Source organism: Photobacterium sp. GJ3, assembly GCF_018199995.1.
Taxonomy (GTDB): Bacteria; Pseudomonadota; Gammaproteobacteria; order Enterobacterales; family Vibrionaceae; genus Photobacterium.
Genome location: NZ_CP073579.1, coordinates 338,336 through 354,835 on the forward strand (window position 1 = coordinate 338,336; position 16,500 = coordinate 354,835).

Here is a 16,500-nt window from a genome sequence, read left to right on the forward strand (position 1 = left end):
GTGAAACAATTGGATGGAGCCTGAAATGGACAGAAAAGCTTTTGTTGAAAAACTCAATGCTCAAATGAAAGAACTCAATGCAGAAATTGACAAGCTGGAAGCGAAAGCGCAGCAATCCAGTGCGGAAATGAAAGAAAAATACCGGGACGAAATTAGCCATCTGAAGCAAAAGAAAACCGAAGCAAATCAGAAACTGGAAGAAGTGAAACACGCGAGTGAAGAGGCCTGGGAGGAACTGCGCCAAGGGGCTGAAGAAGCATTCACTTCAATGAAAAAGGCGTTTCAGTCGGCTTGGAATAAATTTAAATAAACCTCAAAAGTACCCAAGCAATCAGAGATTACTTGGGGGGCTGATTTCAGATGCAGATCAGCCCATTTTCTTCAGTGCGACGGCATTCATGCAGTATCTTAAGCCACTGGGCGCCGGGCCGTCCGGAAAAACGTGCCCTAAGTGTGCATCACACACCGAACATGTGGTTTCGATACGCTGCATGCCGTGGGACGTATCCAGATGGTAGTGAATCGCATTGGGTGTCACGGGCTGTGTAAATGAAGGCCAGCCTGAGCCAGAGTCGAATTTTTCACTGGCATCGAACAGCATGTTGTCACAACAGATGCAGGCATATTCACCAGGTTCAAACAATTCGCACATGTCAGATCCAAAAGGGCGTTCTGTGCCTTTCTGACGCGTGACATAATAGGCATCCTCGCTTAATTGCTGGCGCCATTCAGCATCACTTTTCTCCACCCGGCGTGTTGGTTCCGGGTTTTCACTGGCTGCATATTTCAGAACGGTTTCCCATGTCAGCATAAAGACCTCCAAGATTTGGGTACTGTCTATAGATAGAGTGCAGGTGAGGGAATTTCAAGCGGGTTGCATTGATATTCTGCTTTAGATTAGACCAGCGATGAAAAGAAATATTAACCATGTTATTTATAAGTGTTTATAAGCGAAAGTCTTGGTTATAATGCCGCGCTTTACGACAGGCTGCGCTTTGCTGCCTGATTGAACACAATGCTCTGGATTTACGATCCAGCCCGCACTGAGGAAAAACGATGTCCCAATACGTTGTCTGCGCACTGTACAAATTTGTTACACTGGAAAATTTTGAAGCGCTGCGCCAGCCTTTGCAGCAGTTGATGGAAGAAAAAGAAATTCGAGGCACCCTGCTGCTGGCGAAAGAAGGTATCAATGGCACGGTTGCAGCCAAGCGTGAAAATATTGATGCGCTGCTGGCCTGGTTCCGGAAAGATGAGCGTCTGGCAGATATCGTCTATAAAGAATCGTTTGATGAAAACCAGCCGTTCAACCGCTCCAAGGTGAAACTGAAAAAAGAGATCGTCACCATGGGAGTAGAAGGCATCGACCCCCGTCATGTGGTGGGCTCCTATGTGAAACCGAAGGACTGGAATGCGCTGATCTCTGATCCTGAGGTGTTCGTCGTGGATACCCGAAACGACTATGAGATTGAAGTCGGGACTTTCAAACATGCGGTCAATCCGAAAACAGAAACATTCCGTGAATTCCCGGATTACGTGAAAGAAGAAATGGATCCGGCCAAGCACAAAAAAGTTGCGATGTTCTGTACCGGTGGTATTCGTTGCGAAAAATCAACAGCTTACCTGAAAGAGCAGGGGTTTGAAGAAGTGTACCATCTGGAAGGTGGCATTCTGAAATATCTGGAAGAAGTACCGGCAGAAGACAGTCTGTGGGAAGGTGAGTGCTATGTCTTTGATGGCCGAGTCACGGTGAATCACGCGCTTGAAAAAGGTAATTACGCGCTGTGTAATGCTTGCCGCCTGCCAATTACCGAGCAAGATATGCAGAGTGAACGCTTCGAGAAAGGTGTCAGCTGTCCGAAATGTTTTGAGAAGCATACGGATGAGCAAAAAGCGCGTTTCCGTGAGCGTGAGAAGCAGGTTCAGCTTGCTGAAACCCGAGGTGAGCAGCACGTTGGTGGTGATGCAAAAACGATCATCGAAGCACGTCGTCAGGAAAAACTGGCCCGTAAAAAACAGCAGCGTGAGCAGCGTTAATCGCACTTTTCTCTGCTAAACGTCAGTAATCCCTGGTTTTTACAACGAAAACCGGGGATTTTTTGTTTGTGTGAAATTTCCTTCTCTCTGTTTGAAACCAATCAAGGGTGTGACAGGTCAAACTCTTTACACGGATAAATTGGAGAGGCGGGCGATGGAGACCATAGGATTCGGGGGAAGCTGTCACTGGTGCACGGAAGCGATTTTCCGTTCATTATCCGGTGTTTGTGAAGTCGAACAGGGCTGGCTTGCCGCTCAGGGCCACGCGGAATTATCTGAAGGGATTCTGCTGCGTTTTGATCCGGCACGGATTGATTTGTTCACGCTGATTCAAATTCATTTATACACCCATAGCTGTACGTCTAATCACGCATTACGACACCGGTATCGTTCCGCAGTTTATGCGTTCAGTCCGGATCAGCAACATGCCTCTCAATTGTGCCTGAAAGCCCTTCAGGCTGAATTCGAACAACCAATTTTGACCCAGGCGCTGAGATTCGACACCTTTGAGCCTTCCCGTGAGGAAATTCAGAACTACTTTTACCGAAATCCGGAGCGGCCTTTTTGCCAGATGCGGATCAGTCCGAAACTCGGTATCTTGCTGAATCAGTTCAGTGAACGGATTGATGAGAAGAAAAGACCGCTGATTGAGCAAAGCGTGCCACAGGCCGTTGAAGCACAAAGGAAAGCGCCGACGCGGACACTGTGACTGAGCGTTCTGAGATGGGTTAAGTCACCGCTATCGTAACGGATGAAGTGTTGAAAAAAACGATTGACCTCAGGTTAACCTGAGGTTTTATCTTAGCGCCATCGCATACTTTCTGAAGGCTGAAACGATGGACAAATATATACAAGCGTACCTGCAATCTCTTGATCTGGCTGAACCTCAGCATTCTCTGACGTGGGTTCAGTCCCTGCAAACGGCTCATCTGGCACGTTATCCGTTTTCAAGTGTGAATGTCATCCTGAGCCGTGATTTGAGCCTGGAACCGGAAGCCTTGTTTGACCGGCTGGTGTCAGAACGCAGTGGTGGTTACTGTTTCGAACATAATAAAGTCATTTTTCTGGCGCTGAAACATCTGGGCTTTGAAGTTCGCCCTCTGATTGGCAGGGTGATGCTGAATGGCAATCCGGACAATGGACGCTCTCATCGCCTGACCTTACTTCAGTTGGACGGAAAACAGTATCTGATCGATGGCGGATTCGGGGTCATGACCCCGCGTCGTATTATCGCGCTGGAAACTGGGGAAGCACAAGATTCACTTCGCTATGCGTATCATGTCGAGCCGGATGGCCGGGGCGGGTTCATGGTGATTGCCCGTCATGATGAGACGGCTCAGACTTTGTACCGGTTCGATTTTGCCGAATATGTGGAATCGGACTGCCAGATTGCACATTTCTACAGCGCTCAGTCGCCTGATGCGGCTTTTGTGAATCATCTGGTTGTTTCCAGAATTGTGGCTGAACGCAGAATGCTGATCCGTAATCTGACCTATTTTGAATACGATGACCAGCATCTTTCAGACAAATCCGTGGCCATTGAAGACAGCACAATGCTGTATCAATTGCTGAAAACGCAATTCAAATTGGCGGTGACAGAGCAGGAGGCCGCACACCTGTTTGCGCATCAGACCGCGAAGCTTCGCCAGATGCAGACGAACGGATGAACCTGATATCCCGGGCTTTTTTCTATCAGATTTATGTTTGCTTTACCGGAATGTTCGTTTATAAAAGGAGTTTGCCCTTTTTAAATGTCGGGAGGCACAATGGCTGCAATTCTTTATTATGTCCACGATCCGATGTGCAGTTGGTGCTGGGGATATCAGCCCGCATTCGCACGGTTGAAAGCCAAATTGCCGGAAACGATTGAAGTGCGTTCTGTACTTGGCGGGTTGGCCCCGGACAGTGATCAGCCGATGCCAGAAGAGATGCAGCAAATGCTGCAACTCACCTGGAAGCGTATTGAAGGTCAGTTGGGCACCACGTTCAATCATGATTTCTGGGCGACATGCCGTCCGCGTCGTTCAACGTATCCGGCTTGCAGAGCCGTGCTGGCGGCTGAATGTCAGGGGCAGGGGGATGCCATGACGGCTGCGTTGCAAAAGGCTTATTATCTTCGCGCCATGAATCCTTCCGATACGGAAACGCATTGTTTGCTCGCCGGTGAACTGAATTTAGATACGGATCGATTTGCACGGGATCTGGCCAGTCCGGCGGTGCAGGCGCTACTGGAAGACAATCTGGCGTTCACCGCTGCTCTGGGTGTTTCTGGCTTTCCTTCTCTGGTGTTAGAGATCAACGGGCAGCGATGGCCAATCGCTGTGGCTTACCGTAATGAGCTGACGACCTTGAATGATATTCAGGACAAGATGAACTGGGCAAATACGAAAGAGAAATTCAGCCGGTTATTTTTCCGTTCATAATTGAACCGCCGGGGGATTGCCCCCGGTCTTCAACATTTCAGTCTTATCTGACGGTCTTGAATGAAGTCAGAACCGATACGCCAGCCCGATGCTGTACAGGCTTTGATTTTCATCGTAAAAATCAATATTTGACGACAACGTGTCATATCCGGCCCGGGCAATCGCACTGACGTTCTGCCATTGGAACGGAGCCAGATAAATCAGGGTGATCGAGACGCCATACCGATTGTCTTCACGCACCTGCTGAAAGATTGGATGACGTTCGTCGTAATCGATTCTGGCGCCACTCGCACCCAGCATGAAGATGTAGCGGTGATAGCGTTGCTTCGCCGTCAGTTCCGCGCCATATCGCTGATTTGCGAGCGCTCCTCCTTGTGCGTCATCCCCTAAATAATGCAGTTGCCAGTCCAGGCTAAAATCCCGGCTGAAGGGCAGCGTCTGGCTGAGGGCTGCATAGTACAAGTCCCCTTCGCGTTTCAGAGCACTTTGTGCCTCGGTGTCGTAGCCTGCGCCACTGCGTTCATCGTCAATCCGGCGCTTACCACCGGCCAGTTCGAGCGAAACCTGACTGCCTGCAATGTTGTCATAGTCGAAGACAAAGCCGCGAATGGTGCGTTTCGTTTCCTGGCGGGGGGAGCCCGTTTGAAACGGGTCATCCCAGACTTCATTTTCAAAGAACCCGGGAATGAAGCCGAGACCAATGGCCGAACCATCATGCAGAGATTGAGTCACCCCCGCTTGCAGATAAAAGCTGCTGGCCATGCCGCCGAGCGCAGATTTAAAGTAAAGTGCAGTCGAAGGGGACAGTCCCAATTGTAAATTCCACATGGGGACCGGCAGTGTTTTTTCTTCATCTTTCCCGGGATCATTCAGCGAATTGAGCACTGAAGATTGCTCGGTACTGAGTTTGGAGTCATTTTTAAACCAGCCGAGATTGATGCTGACATCCCCGGAAAGACCCGGTTTGACCGTTTGCTGGGCTGACACAGAAAAAGCAGACAGCGCTGTCAAAGTAAGCGCTGTCTGACGAAGAATACGATGCATGTTGCTGTCCTTTGCAAAGGGGTTAATGTTTCTTTTTCTTGGGCTTTTTAGGCTTCATTTTGTAAAGGTCAAGCCGACGATGCTTTAGATTAGTGACTGAGCCCTGGTTATGCAACAGTTTCAGTTTTGATAAATCCACATCCGCAAAAATGATCATCTCCGTGTTGGCATTGGCCTCCGTAATAATGGCGTCATGCGGAAAATAAACGTCTGAGGGTGAAAAAACTGCCGACTGGGCATATTGAATGTCGACGTTATCAACCCGGGGTAAATTACCCACACTGCCTCCCAGGGCGACGTAACATTCGTTTTCGATCGCACGGGCTTGGGCACAGATGCGCACGCGCAGATAGCCGTTTTTGGTATCCGTCCAGAAAGGAACAAACAGAATCTGAACCCCTTCGTCGGCCAGTAACCGGCCTAATTCCGGGAATTCAACATCGTAACAAATCAGGATCCCAATTCGGCCTGCATCGGTTTCGAAGACTTTGACCTTATCGCCGCCGTCGATCACCCAGTCCCGGACTTCGTGGGGTGTAATGTGAATCTTGTACTGCTCGTCAATGTCACCATCGCGGTGGAGCAGGTAAGACACATTGTAGAGCTTGTCGTCTTTCAGATAGGGCATGCTGCCCGCAATGATATTGATGTTATAGGTTACGGCCAGTTGCGAAAAACGATGCCGGATTTCATCCGTAAACTGACTCAGGTAGCGAATGGCTTCCACTGAGTCTTTGTCGCGCGCCAGACCCATGAGCGGCGCATTAAAAAATTCCGGAAATAAAGCAAAGTCAGACTGATATTTCGACAGCGAAGAGACAAAGAACTCAGCCTGATTCATCAGATCTTCTACCGAAACGACCCGGCGCATGTGCCATTGGATGATCCCCAGGCGGATCAGCGTTTTTTCGGTCTGATGCACGGACAAATCTTCTTCATAAAAGATATTGTCCCATTCGAGCAGGGTGGCATAGCCTTTCGATTTTGCGTCTTCAGGCAGATATCGGTTCATCAGGCGTTTGACGTCAAAGTCATTCGATAGTTGAAATGAAAGAATCGGATCGTGAATCTCCCGTCGTTTCACCTTGGCAATGTACTCGGAGACGGGCATCTCGGACGCATACTTGTGATAGCCGGGAATGCGCCCGCCTGCCAGAATCGCCTTCAGATTATTCGCCCGGCACAGCTCTTTTCGTGCTTCATAGAGGCGTCTGCCCAGTCGTAAGCCGCGGTAGTCCGGATGAACAAAGACGTCCAGACCATACAGGGCATCTCCGTTCGGATTGTGGCAGGCCACCTGATTGCTGTCCACGATATCCAGATAGGTGTGATTCAGAGAATATCGGTTATAGCTCACTTGAATGGTCAGGGCCGCTGCGATAATTTTTCCTTTGTCTTCGATACAAATCTGGCCATCCGGGAAATTGTTAATTAATCCCATGATGGTTGACTTGGGCCAGGCACCGCCGACATCCGGAAATACCAGATCCTCCAGTGCGGCGAGTTGTTTGTAGTCTGACGGTTCGATGGTGCGCAAATTCAGTAAGGTTGTGTTATTTTCTTCCATAACTAATTGTTTTTCATTGTTGAAGACATTGGTATCAAGTATGGAACATCCGCACTGAATCGCCAGTCAGGGGCAATGTTGACATTGTTTGAACACAGTGTGATTGAATGTCAGCCATATTTAGATGCGGATGCTTCATGATCAATCCAGACTTGGAGGAACTATGAAAGTTCGTATAATTCAGCGTTATACCCTTGTTTTTACTTTGTTTACTGTACTCGGCTTGACGCCCCTTACTGTGAGTGCCGCCCATCATGAAAAAGAAGACGCGACGACCTCAGCAGAGCAAGTGAGCCAGGACACACAGGAACTGCTGGAATCCCTGAAGAAATATTCAGCAGATCAGAAAGATGAGGCGGTCAAAGCGACTCAGGAGGGCCTGAACAGCTTGGATAAAAATATCGACGAACTGCAAAATAATATTGAAAAAAACTGGGACAACATGGACCAGGCGGCGCGTGAAAAATCGAGAAAAACACTGAAATCGCTCCAGGAGCAGCGGGTGGAACTGGCTGAGTGGTACGGAAGTATGAAAAGCAGTTCTGCGGGAGCCTGGGAACATGTGAAATCAGGATTCTCTGATGCTTATGACAATCTGAGCCATGCCTGGCAGAAAGCCAGTGAAGAATTCGCACAGGAAGAAAAAGAATAAATCTGAACGCCCCTCGCTGAGGGGCGCTTCTATGAGCAAGACTTGAGGTTCAGTCTCGAACAGTCATCCGCTTATATTCATCGTAGGAAAATTGATCGGTCATACCGCTTATATAATCTTGTAAAAGTCGACAGCGATAATATTTTTCCCAAGCGGATATATATAAAGTTGGACTATCACTTTTTCTTTCTTCCATTGCTGAGTGATATGCTCTGATATGTTTTCCTGATAATTTATTTAGTAATCTTGACTCAAGTGGGAACTTTTTAATTGCATCTCTTTTATTATTGATTAGCTGTGAAAAATCATTTTCACTTAAAAGGAGCAATGGTTTGTAAATGTCTAAAAGACCTTGGATGATACGGTGGCCTCTGATTTCTTGCATTTCAACTTCAGGGTGACTAAATACTTCTTGGATAGCAACAGATTTGAACGCTTCAGACAAACTATGTGCAGAGCTTCCTTTGTTCAGTAAGCCACTATTATAAGTGCCATGGTAAACAGACTCTAGATTTTCATGAAACTGTCTGGCGGCATAGTTCACTAAAATTTGGTGCAGGTAAACTCGTAGTTCAATGAAAAATTGATTGTTTTTATCTATATCTTCGTCAGTATATTTTTGGAATGCTCTATCAAGTATTCTTGTTAAGCTGATCTTACTCCCAAAGTAATAATGTTCCTCAGCTTCAGGATTACTTCCGAGGTTTCGATACGCATTGATTATGAGTTCCTTTAACGCAGGAACCGTTAGTATTTTTTTCTCAACAGCATCTTCTATGTCAGCAAGACAGTATGATATGTCATCTGCAGCTTCCATAATGTAACAGAGTGGATGGCGGCATCCAGGCTCCATTTCCAATATGATTTGCATTTTCTCGATGAAATGCTGTTCTGATAGATAAAAACCAGGTTTTTTTCTTAGATTGTTAGCATTATTATTTGATTCATCACTTTCATAAGCTGGGCGGGTGTATTTTAATATTGCTGCAGACTGACTATAAGTAAGGTTAAGTTTCAGTAAAGAATGAATGAGGCGTATTGCTTGTGCATTTCCTTCAAAGTTGGAGATATCTTTTCTTAATATGTCGACCAGCTCTTCTGGTGTTTTATTTTCCTCTTGAATTATTTCCTCGACATTCGATTGAAACCAATCGGCTATTGCTTTTTCACCAAAATGACCAAATGGAGGGTTACCAATATCGTGCATTAAGCACGCCATTTCAACAACTGATTCCATCAGAGGAAGTAATAATTGAAGTTCTTCTTTGTTGATTATATCGTTTCTGTCAAGCCAAAACCCTACTTGTTGGACAATAAATCGTCCGACTTGTTGCACTTCCAGAGAATGTGTCAGCCGGCTTCGAACCGCAGCGTTACGCTCTAGTGGGAATACTTGTGTTTTTTGCTGTAAGCGACGAATTGCTGCAGAGTTAATGATTCTCCCTCGATCACTTTCAAAGGGGGCTCTTTTGATCTCGTAGGAGGTTGACTCATCATTTGGTCTTGTAATATTTAACTTTACTTTGAAATCCATGTTACTCATGCTCTCTCATCCATAAATGAAACCTGGTTATTTTGGTCATTTAAAGGTTAGGCTTTTGGTTTACTTTCCACTTGTTCTTAAAATGAAATTACACAATAGATAGTTATCAAGGTTGAAATATGAATTTAACATAAAAAAATAGTTGGGCTCGATTAAATAGAAATTATTATTCAATTTATGATCAATGATACTTTTTGATGAAAAATTAATACTATATATCAAAGAATTTACCGGGACAGACACCAGAAGCCACACAGCTTGCGGGGATGGCGACTGTCCTGATTGGGATGCTGATTGGGATGTTGTTGGCAACCCTGACCTGGCAGCGAAAAGCCGATGTTGTGCCTGCGCCAGCGGATTAATTTTAGCGGGACATTTTTTTAGGGGGACAGGCACTGTAGATCCTATGGGGACAGGCGCAGTTTCTCTGCTGCTTTATGGCTTATCCTGCTGAGTCTTGTTGAGAAAGATGCCCAGTAGAATGAGTGCTACACCTGCCAGATTGCAGAACATCTTGATTAGTGTCTGTCCCATGAGCATGAGAGCAAGCGAGCCTGCGATTCCAAGCGGACTATTCACGGTGATTGCAGCAAGTACCACTGTGAACGCTCCGGGAATCCCGCCCAGATAAGCCCATAGCGGGGTGTTGCCCCGGGTCTTTGGGACATGGGCACGACGGTGCGCATATTTGCAGAGCAAGACAAGCCCCGCGAAACCTGCGCCGACCCCATGCGCTATCCAGGATGCAGTGAGCGGTGAACTGTATTGGCCAGTAGGCTGTTCAGAAGAATCATTAGGGTTAGCAGGCCCCCGCCAGAGACGGCCAGAATAGAAGATGCGTGCGTCATTAATGTACACCGTTCAGTAATTTTCATTGATGTGCTTACTGTATACTGTATTCTTCAGGTTTATAATCCTTGGTTTGAATAACTCTTTGTTGAGGAATACTACACAATATGCTTCAGTTAGATACTTTTAGTGCAATCCCTGTGTTTGTTTGTGTTGTGGAGCAGGGCAGTTTTTCCGCTGCTGCACAACATCAGGGTATTACAAAATCTGCTGTGAGCAAGCGTATTGCTCAATTGGAATTGTCTCTCGGGACCCGATTACTGCATCGCACGACTCGCAGTTTGCGCCTGACTGAAGCAGGGGAGCAGTATTACGCCTGTGCTCAGGCTGCTGTCATGAAAGCGCAAGAGGGGGAAGACAGGCTCGCTCAGCAGCAAAAACAACCCAGCGGACAGTTAAAAGTGACTGTCCCCATGACGTTTGGGCGGCTACATGTTGCTCCGTTAATCCCTGAATTTTTGAAAGCGTACCCGGAAATCAGGCTCGATTTGTCGATGGAAGATGCCATGGTCGATATGGTTGAGGGCGGTTTCGATCTAGCCATTCGAATTGGTCATATTCCGGAATCAAGTTTGATCGCCCGCAAGATCGCCCCATGCCGTAGTGTATTGTGTGCTTCTCCTGAATACATTGCACAGCATGGCATGCCTCAATCTCCGGCAGATCTGCGTCACCATAATTGTCTGTATTACAGCTTTTTCCGAGGTGGTGCTGAATGGCGATTTGATGGGCCCACAGGGATAGAAAGTGTCCAGCCTCAGGGAAATTATCGCGTGAATAACAGTGAAGCGCTGCGTGAAGCTTTGCTGCACGGGACAGGCATCTGTCAGATGCCGACCTTTATCGTGGGCCCGGATTTGGCTGCCGGGAAGTTAGTGCCTGTCATGACAGATTATGCCTTACCCGTACACGCGATTTATGCGATGTTTCCGGAACGTAAACATTTACCTGCGAAAGTCAGGGTGCTGATCGATTTCCTGCTACTTCATTTGGGGACAGATCATCCTGCTTGGGATGCGCTACCTCGGTTGTGAAAACCGAAAACCAGTCATTCTTTTCCTGCCGAAATGATGAAGGTTTCGTTTTATCGTGGACGCTTCGCCCGCAAGTGATGCCTGACTGAGATGGAGCGCTGCGTGTATCCAGGTATCAGAACATAATGCCAACCGCTCCAGAATGGGTGGCTGGTTTGGGTGAATTTGTCCTTGTTTCTGTTCCCGGAACCGACGGCCAGTCCATTCAACCAGTTGAATGTAATCGACGAGCCGAATGGGAATCCCGTCTTGTGCTTGTATATCCCCGATCAATGGATAGAGTTTTGGTGTTTCTTTTTTCCCTTGATCGGCATTGATTCTGGATTGAATGGATGTGAAATCAGACGATTCGGGTGTGTCTGAAATGCCCGCACGAACAGGATTCAGGTCGACGTAAGCCATCGCGGCAATGAGTGCTTTGTCATCGAGTAATGCCTGACTTTTGAAGCGGCCTTCCCAGAAATGTCCAGAACAGGCATCCTCTTTGTTTGCTTCAGTCGCGATAAATTGATTGAGTAATTTCATCATCCAACTGATTGAATAGAGTCGTTCACGCCATAGATTGATGATTTTGAGTGCAGAAGCTCTTTCAGCCGTAGAATTAATTTCTCCACGTAAGTACTTCTGAATCAAGACTGGCGGGAGATGAAAGGTTATCCATCGGTCGATGACCTCAAGATCAGATAATGCTGAAGCTTGTTGTCTGTTGACATGAAGAACAAGGTGATAATGATTACTCATGATGGCATAGGCACAAATATCGATGCAAAAGACTTGAGTCAGAGCAAATAATCTTTCTTCGACCCACCCTCGACGGTGCTCATAGCTGACCCCTGTATCCTCATCAAAGCCACAAAGAAATGCGCGGCGGACGCAGCGTGACACGCAATGATAATACTCCGTTGCATCAAGGCAGATTTGCTGGTTTCTTGCTCTGGTCATGAATCTTACTCACTTTTGCTGGATGAATGTACAGTATCCGGCTTGCGCTCTCTGCGGAATCAGGGGGTGTCGAGAAATAGCGGTATTTCCCAAAGAAATGTAATGAAGAAGTTTGAATGTGATTGAATTTGAGACATCGGCCAGTTCAATGACGAATCTTGAAATGCCTGTCCTGATAAGCCGGTCGCGATAATTGCTAAAGTGTCTGTCCCAACAGCCCTCGTCCCAACAACCCGCGGAAAGATTGACATGAGATGACTGTGACATGAGATGACTGTCCCGGAGGTGCTTCATGTGCCTGTCCCGGTAAAGAAACACCCAGTTGCGCCAGCAGCGTGGCTGTTGCTCTGCCTCGTTGCTGTTTTTCGTTCGTTTCACGACAGGCATACAGCCATTGTTTCCAGTCTCGGACGGCGTCCAGATCTCCTGTTTCCCAGGCTTGATAGAGCCGTCTTAATGCGGGGAGTTCGAGCGGGGTCAAGCTTTGATTGAGTATGTTTCTGAGCCAGTCAGCGAGCGATGCTTTGTCACGGACCCAGCCGTGATCAACGGCCCATTCCAGCCCTTGTGAATAGGTGAATGCATCAATTGGCAGGGAAGGGCTGATGAGCTGAAACAGACGGAATTCAGCTGTGGTGTGTCCATCATTAAGAAGCCAGAGCAAGCATGACGCCACTGAAAGCCAGTAAAGGGCTCAGCCAGCGCGCCGGAACAGCACGCCCGATCAGATTGCCCGTGATCAGTAGTGCGGTTGCACTCACCAGCATGCCGGGTGCAAAAGCCAGAACCGCTGCCGCCGGTGCTTCAGCCCCGTGAGCCCACCCATGAGCCAGCAGCAGACTGAGAGAGAGCAGGGTTCCGATATTCGCGAGGTGGTTGCGTCTCGATGCCTTAAGTCCCAGTGCTGCGGCGACGATAAATACGGATCCCAGAATCAACGCTTCCATCCCTGAAAATCCACCGGTTAAAACGCCAAACACTAAGCCAAGCAAAATACTCGACAAGGCACTCACCATGAGTGACAACTGTTTTTTCAGACCCGGCGTCAGTGCAGAAAGAAATCCGACACCGAGCAGCATCGCGAGGTGGTCCAGTCCGGTCAATGGGTGAGAGACGCCTGCCATGAATGAACTTGCGATGACACCGGCTTCCTGACCGTGACCAACGTGAGCCAGAGTGGGGAAGGTAAGCAGCGATGAAGTAGCAGCGATAGTCAAGCGTTGATAAGTTTGTAGTGGGCTCATGTGAAGTTCCTTTTCAATTGGGTTGTAGACGTTATTCGTGATGGGAGTGAGATTGTTCAGAACTCGCCTTCGTACGCGTGGTGATGGCCGCTGGCCCATACCATCGCGAATTACTTTGCCTCCGCCAAATTTCACCTCGTCACCGTACACCATGAAATCCCGTTCGACTTCCAGCCAGAGTTCTGTATCTGCCAGACGCAGCTTATCGCCTGTCGTCGGGCCGAACATTTCGCCATAAGCTTGTCTGGACATTGTTGCCATCTTTATACATCTCCCTGATTTTCTTTTTCCTGAGGCAAGTCGAGTGGTCCCATGATTTTGCCCTGAAACCTAAAGACTTTCCGGTCGCCGGCAAAAGCCACCAGCTCTACCGTACAGCTCTGACCGGGTTCAAATCTTACGGCGGTACCGGCAGCAATATTCAGCCGGACCCCCGGGCCTTCTCCCGATCGAACTGAAGCGATTCATTTACTTCGTAAAAGTGGTAGTGAGAGCCTATCTGAACAGGTCGGTCACCGAGATTAGCCACCGTGATGCTGCAGGTTTCCCGGCCCTGGTTCAGGGTGATTTCTCCTGCGGCTGTGCGGAGTTCACCGGGAATCAGCGAGGAAGGTTTTGTGTGCCTGTCCTTGTTCATAGTCCTTGTTCATAACTGTGTCTGTCCCCGAAACATGTCGTGGGGAATCGTGCTCGTCCCTGCTTAAGATCACGTGGATTGACGCTCCTGAATATCTGAAGTGATTTGATTTTAGGGATTCTGAAAGGATTTATTTAACAAATAGCACATGCGAATCATTTGCGTTATCCCGCCTGAGAATTTTGCGGACTGCCCCTTGTTTAGTTTTCAAATCATAACTGGGACAGGCACCATAAAATCAGTCCCTTCTACATAGGAAGGCAAGACAGAGGCCAAATGTGACCCTATGTCTTATTTTTATTTTTCTATTGAATTTCAATGAATTAATTGGAAATTTATCAAGATGGCCTGTGCGAATCGAGATGAGTGTACACCGATGGTGCAACCGCTTAGATTGTTGCACTTTTTTGAGGGAGGTTGTTGGGACAAACACATCAAGCTGGGTTGTATTGAAGTGACTGTCCCTACAAGAGGACTTATCTGAATCTAGAATTTCTTCAGCCTATAAAACCATTTTATTAAACACAATAATTTTCAAGTGAATTGAAAAAGTAGTATGAATGGTAATTGTGTGAATGCTGTTTTTTATTGAGGTTAATTTTTAATAAGGTTAATGGTTAGAATCAATAATTCATTGTGGTTTTTTTGATTGAAATGTTAATTTTAATGATAAGTGGGTGCTATAAGCGGAAGTTGTATTTGTGATGGTGCTTTTTTGTGTTTTATTTTTAAGAATTGAGAATTTATTGCCTATATTTTTGATTACAATGAATTTCTCCTTTTTGAGAAAATTGGATTTATAAACTTAAGTTATAGTTGGTTAATCAATTTCTATTCTCCAAAGGCTACCCAGCTTGGTAGGTGGTTGATATGTGCGTGGGAAAAAGAAGAGGTTAACTTATGGCCATGCAAGCATCAAAAAGTAAACCCCTTGAGAGTATCAGTGCGTTTTTAAAACCAGCGAAAATAATAGGGGTATCAGTTCTGATAATGTCGGCGTTTTTTTCATTTAACTCGCAATCTAAAGGGGTGATAATGAATATCATTTGCAACCAATCGAGGCGTTAGGAAAAAGATTATTTTTTGAGAATATTTCTGATCCGAGCCGGATGTCCTGTGCGACTTGCCATGCTCCGAATACTGGTGGGACATATAATGTCTCGGGTGTTAACCTGCATCAGGTGGCAGTAACTGGTGCCAGGCCGCATTTAAGGCCAAAAGACTTGGCTGAGGGCGAGGAAAAAACAACACTAAAAAATGCAGGAGGACTGAAACCGCCGACCAATCAATATGTCAGTTTTATACATGAAAATGAAGCGAAAGGTCTGAAATCACTCCAACTTGCAAGGCTGGGGCCATGTGGAATTTTTCCCTGTGGAGGTGCTTTCTGGAATGGTCGTGCAAATGGAGATATTGTTCAAAACACAAATTTGATTTTTAATGCAAACGATGCCAGCGGACAGAAAAAAGGGTTTTACACGAAATATCTTGGTCCTCTTGCCGATCAGGCTTTTGCCAGTCCTTTTCTGAATCCTGTAGAACAAAACCACAAGAGTAAGGAGGATGTTTGTAGTCAGGTTGAGTCCACTGCATGGGGGAAAGAACTGTATTATTTAGCATGGGGTGTGGATTTAACATGTCAGTCTGAAGCGGAATCGGCCACAGCATTTGCACGTTTTGCTGTTGCTTTAGCGGCATGGCAAATGTCTGAAGATAATAATCGCTTTAACTCAAAACGGGATATAGCGCTTGCGGAAGACGATAATCAGCAATTCCCATTGAATGGTTTGACTGACCTTGAAAATGAGGGACATGATTTGTTCTATGGCCCGGCAAGATGTTCCATTTGCCATAACAGCAATGGTGCGAATGGTACTCATCCGTTGGAACGCTATACAGATGACAGTTATCACGCGATTGGCGTTCCCAGAAATTATGAGCTTCCTGGTTCTCCATTGCCGGATATTGGTTTGCATTCAACACTGATAAATTTGGGCCTAAATCCAGATGCAAATGATTTACCTTTTCCTCCATTCTCTGTTCAGAATGCATTTGTAGGTGCCCACAAAACGCCAACATTACGTAATGTTGATTTGCGGCCTGGAAAAGGATTTACCAAAGCATATGCTCACAATGGCTGGTTTAAGAGTCTGGAGAGTATTGTGCATTTCTACAATACCTCAGATGTTGCTGGTGAGACTGCAGCCTTGTTTGGTGTTGTCCGATGTCCGGATGGCATCGTGACTGAAAAAGACGCCCTTGCCAACAACTGTTGGCCTGAACCTGAAATACCTAATGCCCCTTTGCTGACCATTGGCGGCGTAACGGGGGATTTGGGTTTAACGGCTCACCAAGAAGCCGCAATCGTGGCTTACCTGAAAACCTTAACAGATACAACAATAGTTGAAGCTCCGAAACCATATAAAACAAGCAGTAAACCGCAGAAGCAAGGTAAAAAATAAGAGTGATGTTGGGGCAGACACATCAAGCTTGTATTGAGGTGACTGTCCCAGTAATTGAGCGCGGTA

At 46.8% G+C, this 16,500-nt stretch carries 16 protein-coding genes and 2 pseudogenes; 8 read left to right on the forward strand and 10 right to left on the reverse strand.

Annotated elements, in window-relative coordinates; translation table 11 throughout:
- The first annotated feature begins 25 nt into the window (after positions 1–25).
- Positions 26–310, forward strand: coding sequence for a hypothetical protein (locus KDD30_RS18340; RefSeq protein ID WP_211651441.1), 285 nt, complete (start codon positions 26–28; stop codon positions 308–310).
- A gap of 57 nt (positions 311–367) precedes the next feature.
- Here the strand turns inward: KDD30_RS18340 and msrB are convergent, their stop codons facing one another.
- Entirely contained in the window at positions 368–811 is a 444-nt protein-coding gene (gene msrB / locus KDD30_RS18345) for a peptide-methionine (R)-S-oxide reductase MsrB (RefSeq protein WP_211651442.1), read from the reverse strand.
- Between the two features lie 245 nt (positions 812–1,056).
- Here msrB and KDD30_RS18350 point away from each other — a divergent pair, with 245 nt between their 5' ends.
- The 4 genes from KDD30_RS18350 (at position 1,057) to KDD30_RS18365 (ending at position 4,460) form a co-directional block, all read left to right on the forward strand.
- Entirely contained in the window at positions 1,057–2,037 is a 981-nt protein-coding gene (locus KDD30_RS18350) for a rhodanese-related sulfurtransferase (RefSeq protein WP_211651443.1), read from the forward strand.
- Between the two features lie 154 nt (positions 2,038–2,191).
- Entirely contained in the window at positions 2,192–2,746 is a 555-nt protein-coding gene (locus tag KDD30_RS18355) for a peptide-methionine (S)-S-oxide reductase (RefSeq protein WP_211651444.1), read from the forward strand.
- Between the two features lie 127 nt (positions 2,747–2,873).
- A complete protein-coding gene (locus KDD30_RS18360; protein WP_211651445.1) occupies positions 2,874–3,704 on the forward strand; it encodes an arylamine N-acetyltransferase in 831 nt (276 codons plus the stop codon).
- A gap of 99 nt (positions 3,705–3,803) precedes the next feature.
- Complete coding sequence (locus KDD30_RS18365) at positions 3,804–4,460, forward strand: DsbA family protein (protein ID WP_211651446.1); 657 nt, start codon at positions 3,804–3,806, stop codon at positions 4,458–4,460.
- Between the two features lie 66 nt (positions 4,461–4,526).
- Here KDD30_RS18365 and KDD30_RS18370 read toward each other — a convergent pair whose 3' ends face one another.
- Positions 4,527–5,504: a DUF2860 family protein gene (locus tag KDD30_RS18370; RefSeq protein ID WP_211651447.1), complete on the reverse strand. Its 978-nt coding sequence runs from the start codon at positions 5,502–5,504 to the stop codon at positions 4,527–4,529.
- Positions 5,505–5,526: 22 nt separating this feature from the next.
- Complete coding sequence (locus KDD30_RS18375; RefSeq protein ID WP_211651448.1) at positions 5,527–7,071, reverse strand: bifunctional GNAT family N-acetyltransferase/carbon-nitrogen hydrolase family protein; 1,545 nt, start codon at positions 7,069–7,071, stop codon at positions 5,527–5,529.
- A 163-nt stretch (positions 7,072–7,234) separates the two neighbouring features.
- On the opposite strand from KDD30_RS18375, the gene KDD30_RS18380 reads away from it, so the two are divergent.
- Positions 7,235–7,723, forward strand: coding sequence for a hypothetical protein (locus KDD30_RS18380; RefSeq protein WP_211651449.1), 489 nt, complete (start codon positions 7,235–7,237; stop codon positions 7,721–7,723).
- A 49-nt stretch (positions 7,724–7,772) separates the two neighbouring features.
- On the opposite strand, the gene dgt is transcribed toward KDD30_RS18380, so the two are convergent.
- Entirely contained in the window at positions 7,773–9,266 is a 1,494-nt protein-coding gene (gene dgt / locus KDD30_RS18385) for a dGTPase (RefSeq protein ID WP_211651450.1), read from the reverse strand.
- 435 nt (positions 9,267–9,701) lie between these two features.
- Positions 9,702–10,124 carry a DMT family transporter gene (locus tag KDD30_RS18390; protein ID WP_249199412.1) on the reverse strand — a complete coding sequence of 141 codons (423 nt, stop codon included), beginning with the start codon at positions 10,122–10,124 and terminating at the stop codon, positions 9,702–9,704.
- A gap of 98 nt (positions 10,125–10,222) precedes the next feature.
- Between KDD30_RS18390 and KDD30_RS18395 the strand changes: the two genes are divergently transcribed.
- Entirely contained in the window at positions 10,223–11,149 is a 927-nt protein-coding gene (locus KDD30_RS18395; RefSeq protein WP_211651451.1) for a LysR family transcriptional regulator, read from the forward strand.
- Here KDD30_RS18395 and KDD30_RS18400 read toward each other — a convergent pair.
- From KDD30_RS18400 to KDD30_RS18420, 5 genes and pseudogenes are all read right to left on the reverse strand, one after another.
- Positions 11,135–12,091 carry a transposase gene (locus KDD30_RS18400; RefSeq protein WP_211651452.1) on the reverse strand — a complete coding sequence of 319 codons (957 nt, stop codon included), beginning with the start codon at positions 12,089–12,091 and terminating at the stop codon, positions 11,135–11,137. The two genes, KDD30_RS18395 and KDD30_RS18400, sit on opposite strands and share 15 nt — an antisense overlap.
- A 196-nt stretch (positions 12,092–12,287) precedes the next feature.
- Positions 12,288–12,755: an urease accessory protein UreF gene (locus tag KDD30_RS18405; protein ID WP_211651453.1), complete on the reverse strand. Its 468-nt coding sequence runs from the start codon at positions 12,753–12,755 to the stop codon at positions 12,288–12,290.
- Positions 12,739–13,335, reverse strand: coding sequence for a HupE/UreJ family protein (locus tag KDD30_RS18410; RefSeq protein ID WP_249199465.1), 597 nt, complete (start codon positions 13,333–13,335; stop codon positions 12,739–12,741). The genes KDD30_RS18405 and KDD30_RS18410 overlap by 17 nt, the downstream gene beginning before the upstream one ends.
- A gap of 51 nt (positions 13,336–13,386) precedes the next feature.
- Positions 13,387–13,596 (reverse strand): annotated as a pseudogene (gene ureC, locus KDD30_RS18415) (urease subunit alpha); the annotation flags it as partial.
- Positions 13,597–13,598: 2 nt separating this feature from the next.
- Positions 13,599–13,939 (reverse strand): annotated as a pseudogene (locus tag KDD30_RS18420) (urease subunit beta).
- 1,079 nt (positions 13,940–15,018) lie between these two features.
- On the opposite strand from KDD30_RS18420, the gene KDD30_RS18425 reads away from it, so the two are divergent.
- Positions 15,019–16,434: a cytochrome-c peroxidase gene (locus KDD30_RS18425; RefSeq protein WP_211651454.1), complete on the forward strand. Its 1,416-nt coding sequence runs from the start codon at positions 15,019–15,021 to the stop codon at positions 16,432–16,434.
- Positions 16,435–16,500 lie beyond the last annotated feature (66 nt).

Bases quoted from the DNA above. Each gene is read 5' to 3' on its own strand.
- msrB (WP_211651442.1), bottom strand. From the start codon at position 811: ATGCTGACATGGGAAACCGTTCTGAAATATGCAGCCAGTGAAAACCCG.
- KDD30_RS18410 (WP_249199465.1), bottom strand. From the start codon at position 13,335: ATGAGCCCACTACAAACTTATCAACGCTTGACTATCGCTGCTACTTCA.
- KDD30_RS18395 (WP_211651451.1), top strand. From the start codon at position 10,223: ATGCTTCAGTTAGATACTTTTAGTGCAATCCCTGTGTTTGTTTGTGTT.
- KDD30_RS18400 (WP_211651452.1), bottom strand. From the start codon at position 12,091: ATGACCAGAGCAAGAAACCAGCAAATCTGCCTTGATGCAACGGAGTAT.
- KDD30_RS18370 (WP_211651447.1), bottom strand. From the start codon at position 5,504: ATGCATCGTATTCTTCGTCAGACAGCGCTTACTTTGACAGCGCTGTCT.
- KDD30_RS18365 (WP_211651446.1), top strand. From the start codon at position 3,804: ATGGCTGCAATTCTTTATTATGTCCACGATCCGATGTGCAGTTGGTGC.
- KDD30_RS18355 (WP_211651444.1), top strand. From the start codon at position 2,192: ATGGAGACCATAGGATTCGGGGGAAGCTGTCACTGGTGCACGGAAGCG.
- KDD30_RS18380 (WP_211651449.1), top strand. From the start codon at position 7,235: ATGAAAGTTCGTATAATTCAGCGTTATACCCTTGTTTTTACTTTGTTT.
- KDD30_RS18360 (WP_211651445.1), top strand. From the start codon at position 2,874: ATGGACAAATATATACAAGCGTACCTGCAATCTCTTGATCTGGCTGAA.
- KDD30_RS18375 (WP_211651448.1), bottom strand. From the start codon at position 7,071: ATGGAAGAAAATAACACAACCTTACTGAATTTGCGCACCATCGAACCG.
- KDD30_RS18350 (WP_211651443.1), top strand. From the start codon at position 1,057: ATGTCCCAATACGTTGTCTGCGCACTGTACAAATTTGTTACACTGGAA.
- dgt (WP_211651450.1), bottom strand. From the start codon at position 9,266: ATGAGTAACATGGATTTCAAAGTAAAGTTAAATATTACAAGACCAAAT.
- KDD30_RS18340 (WP_211651441.1), top strand. From the start codon at position 26: ATGGACAGAAAAGCTTTTGTTGAAAAACTCAATGCTCAAATGAAAGAA.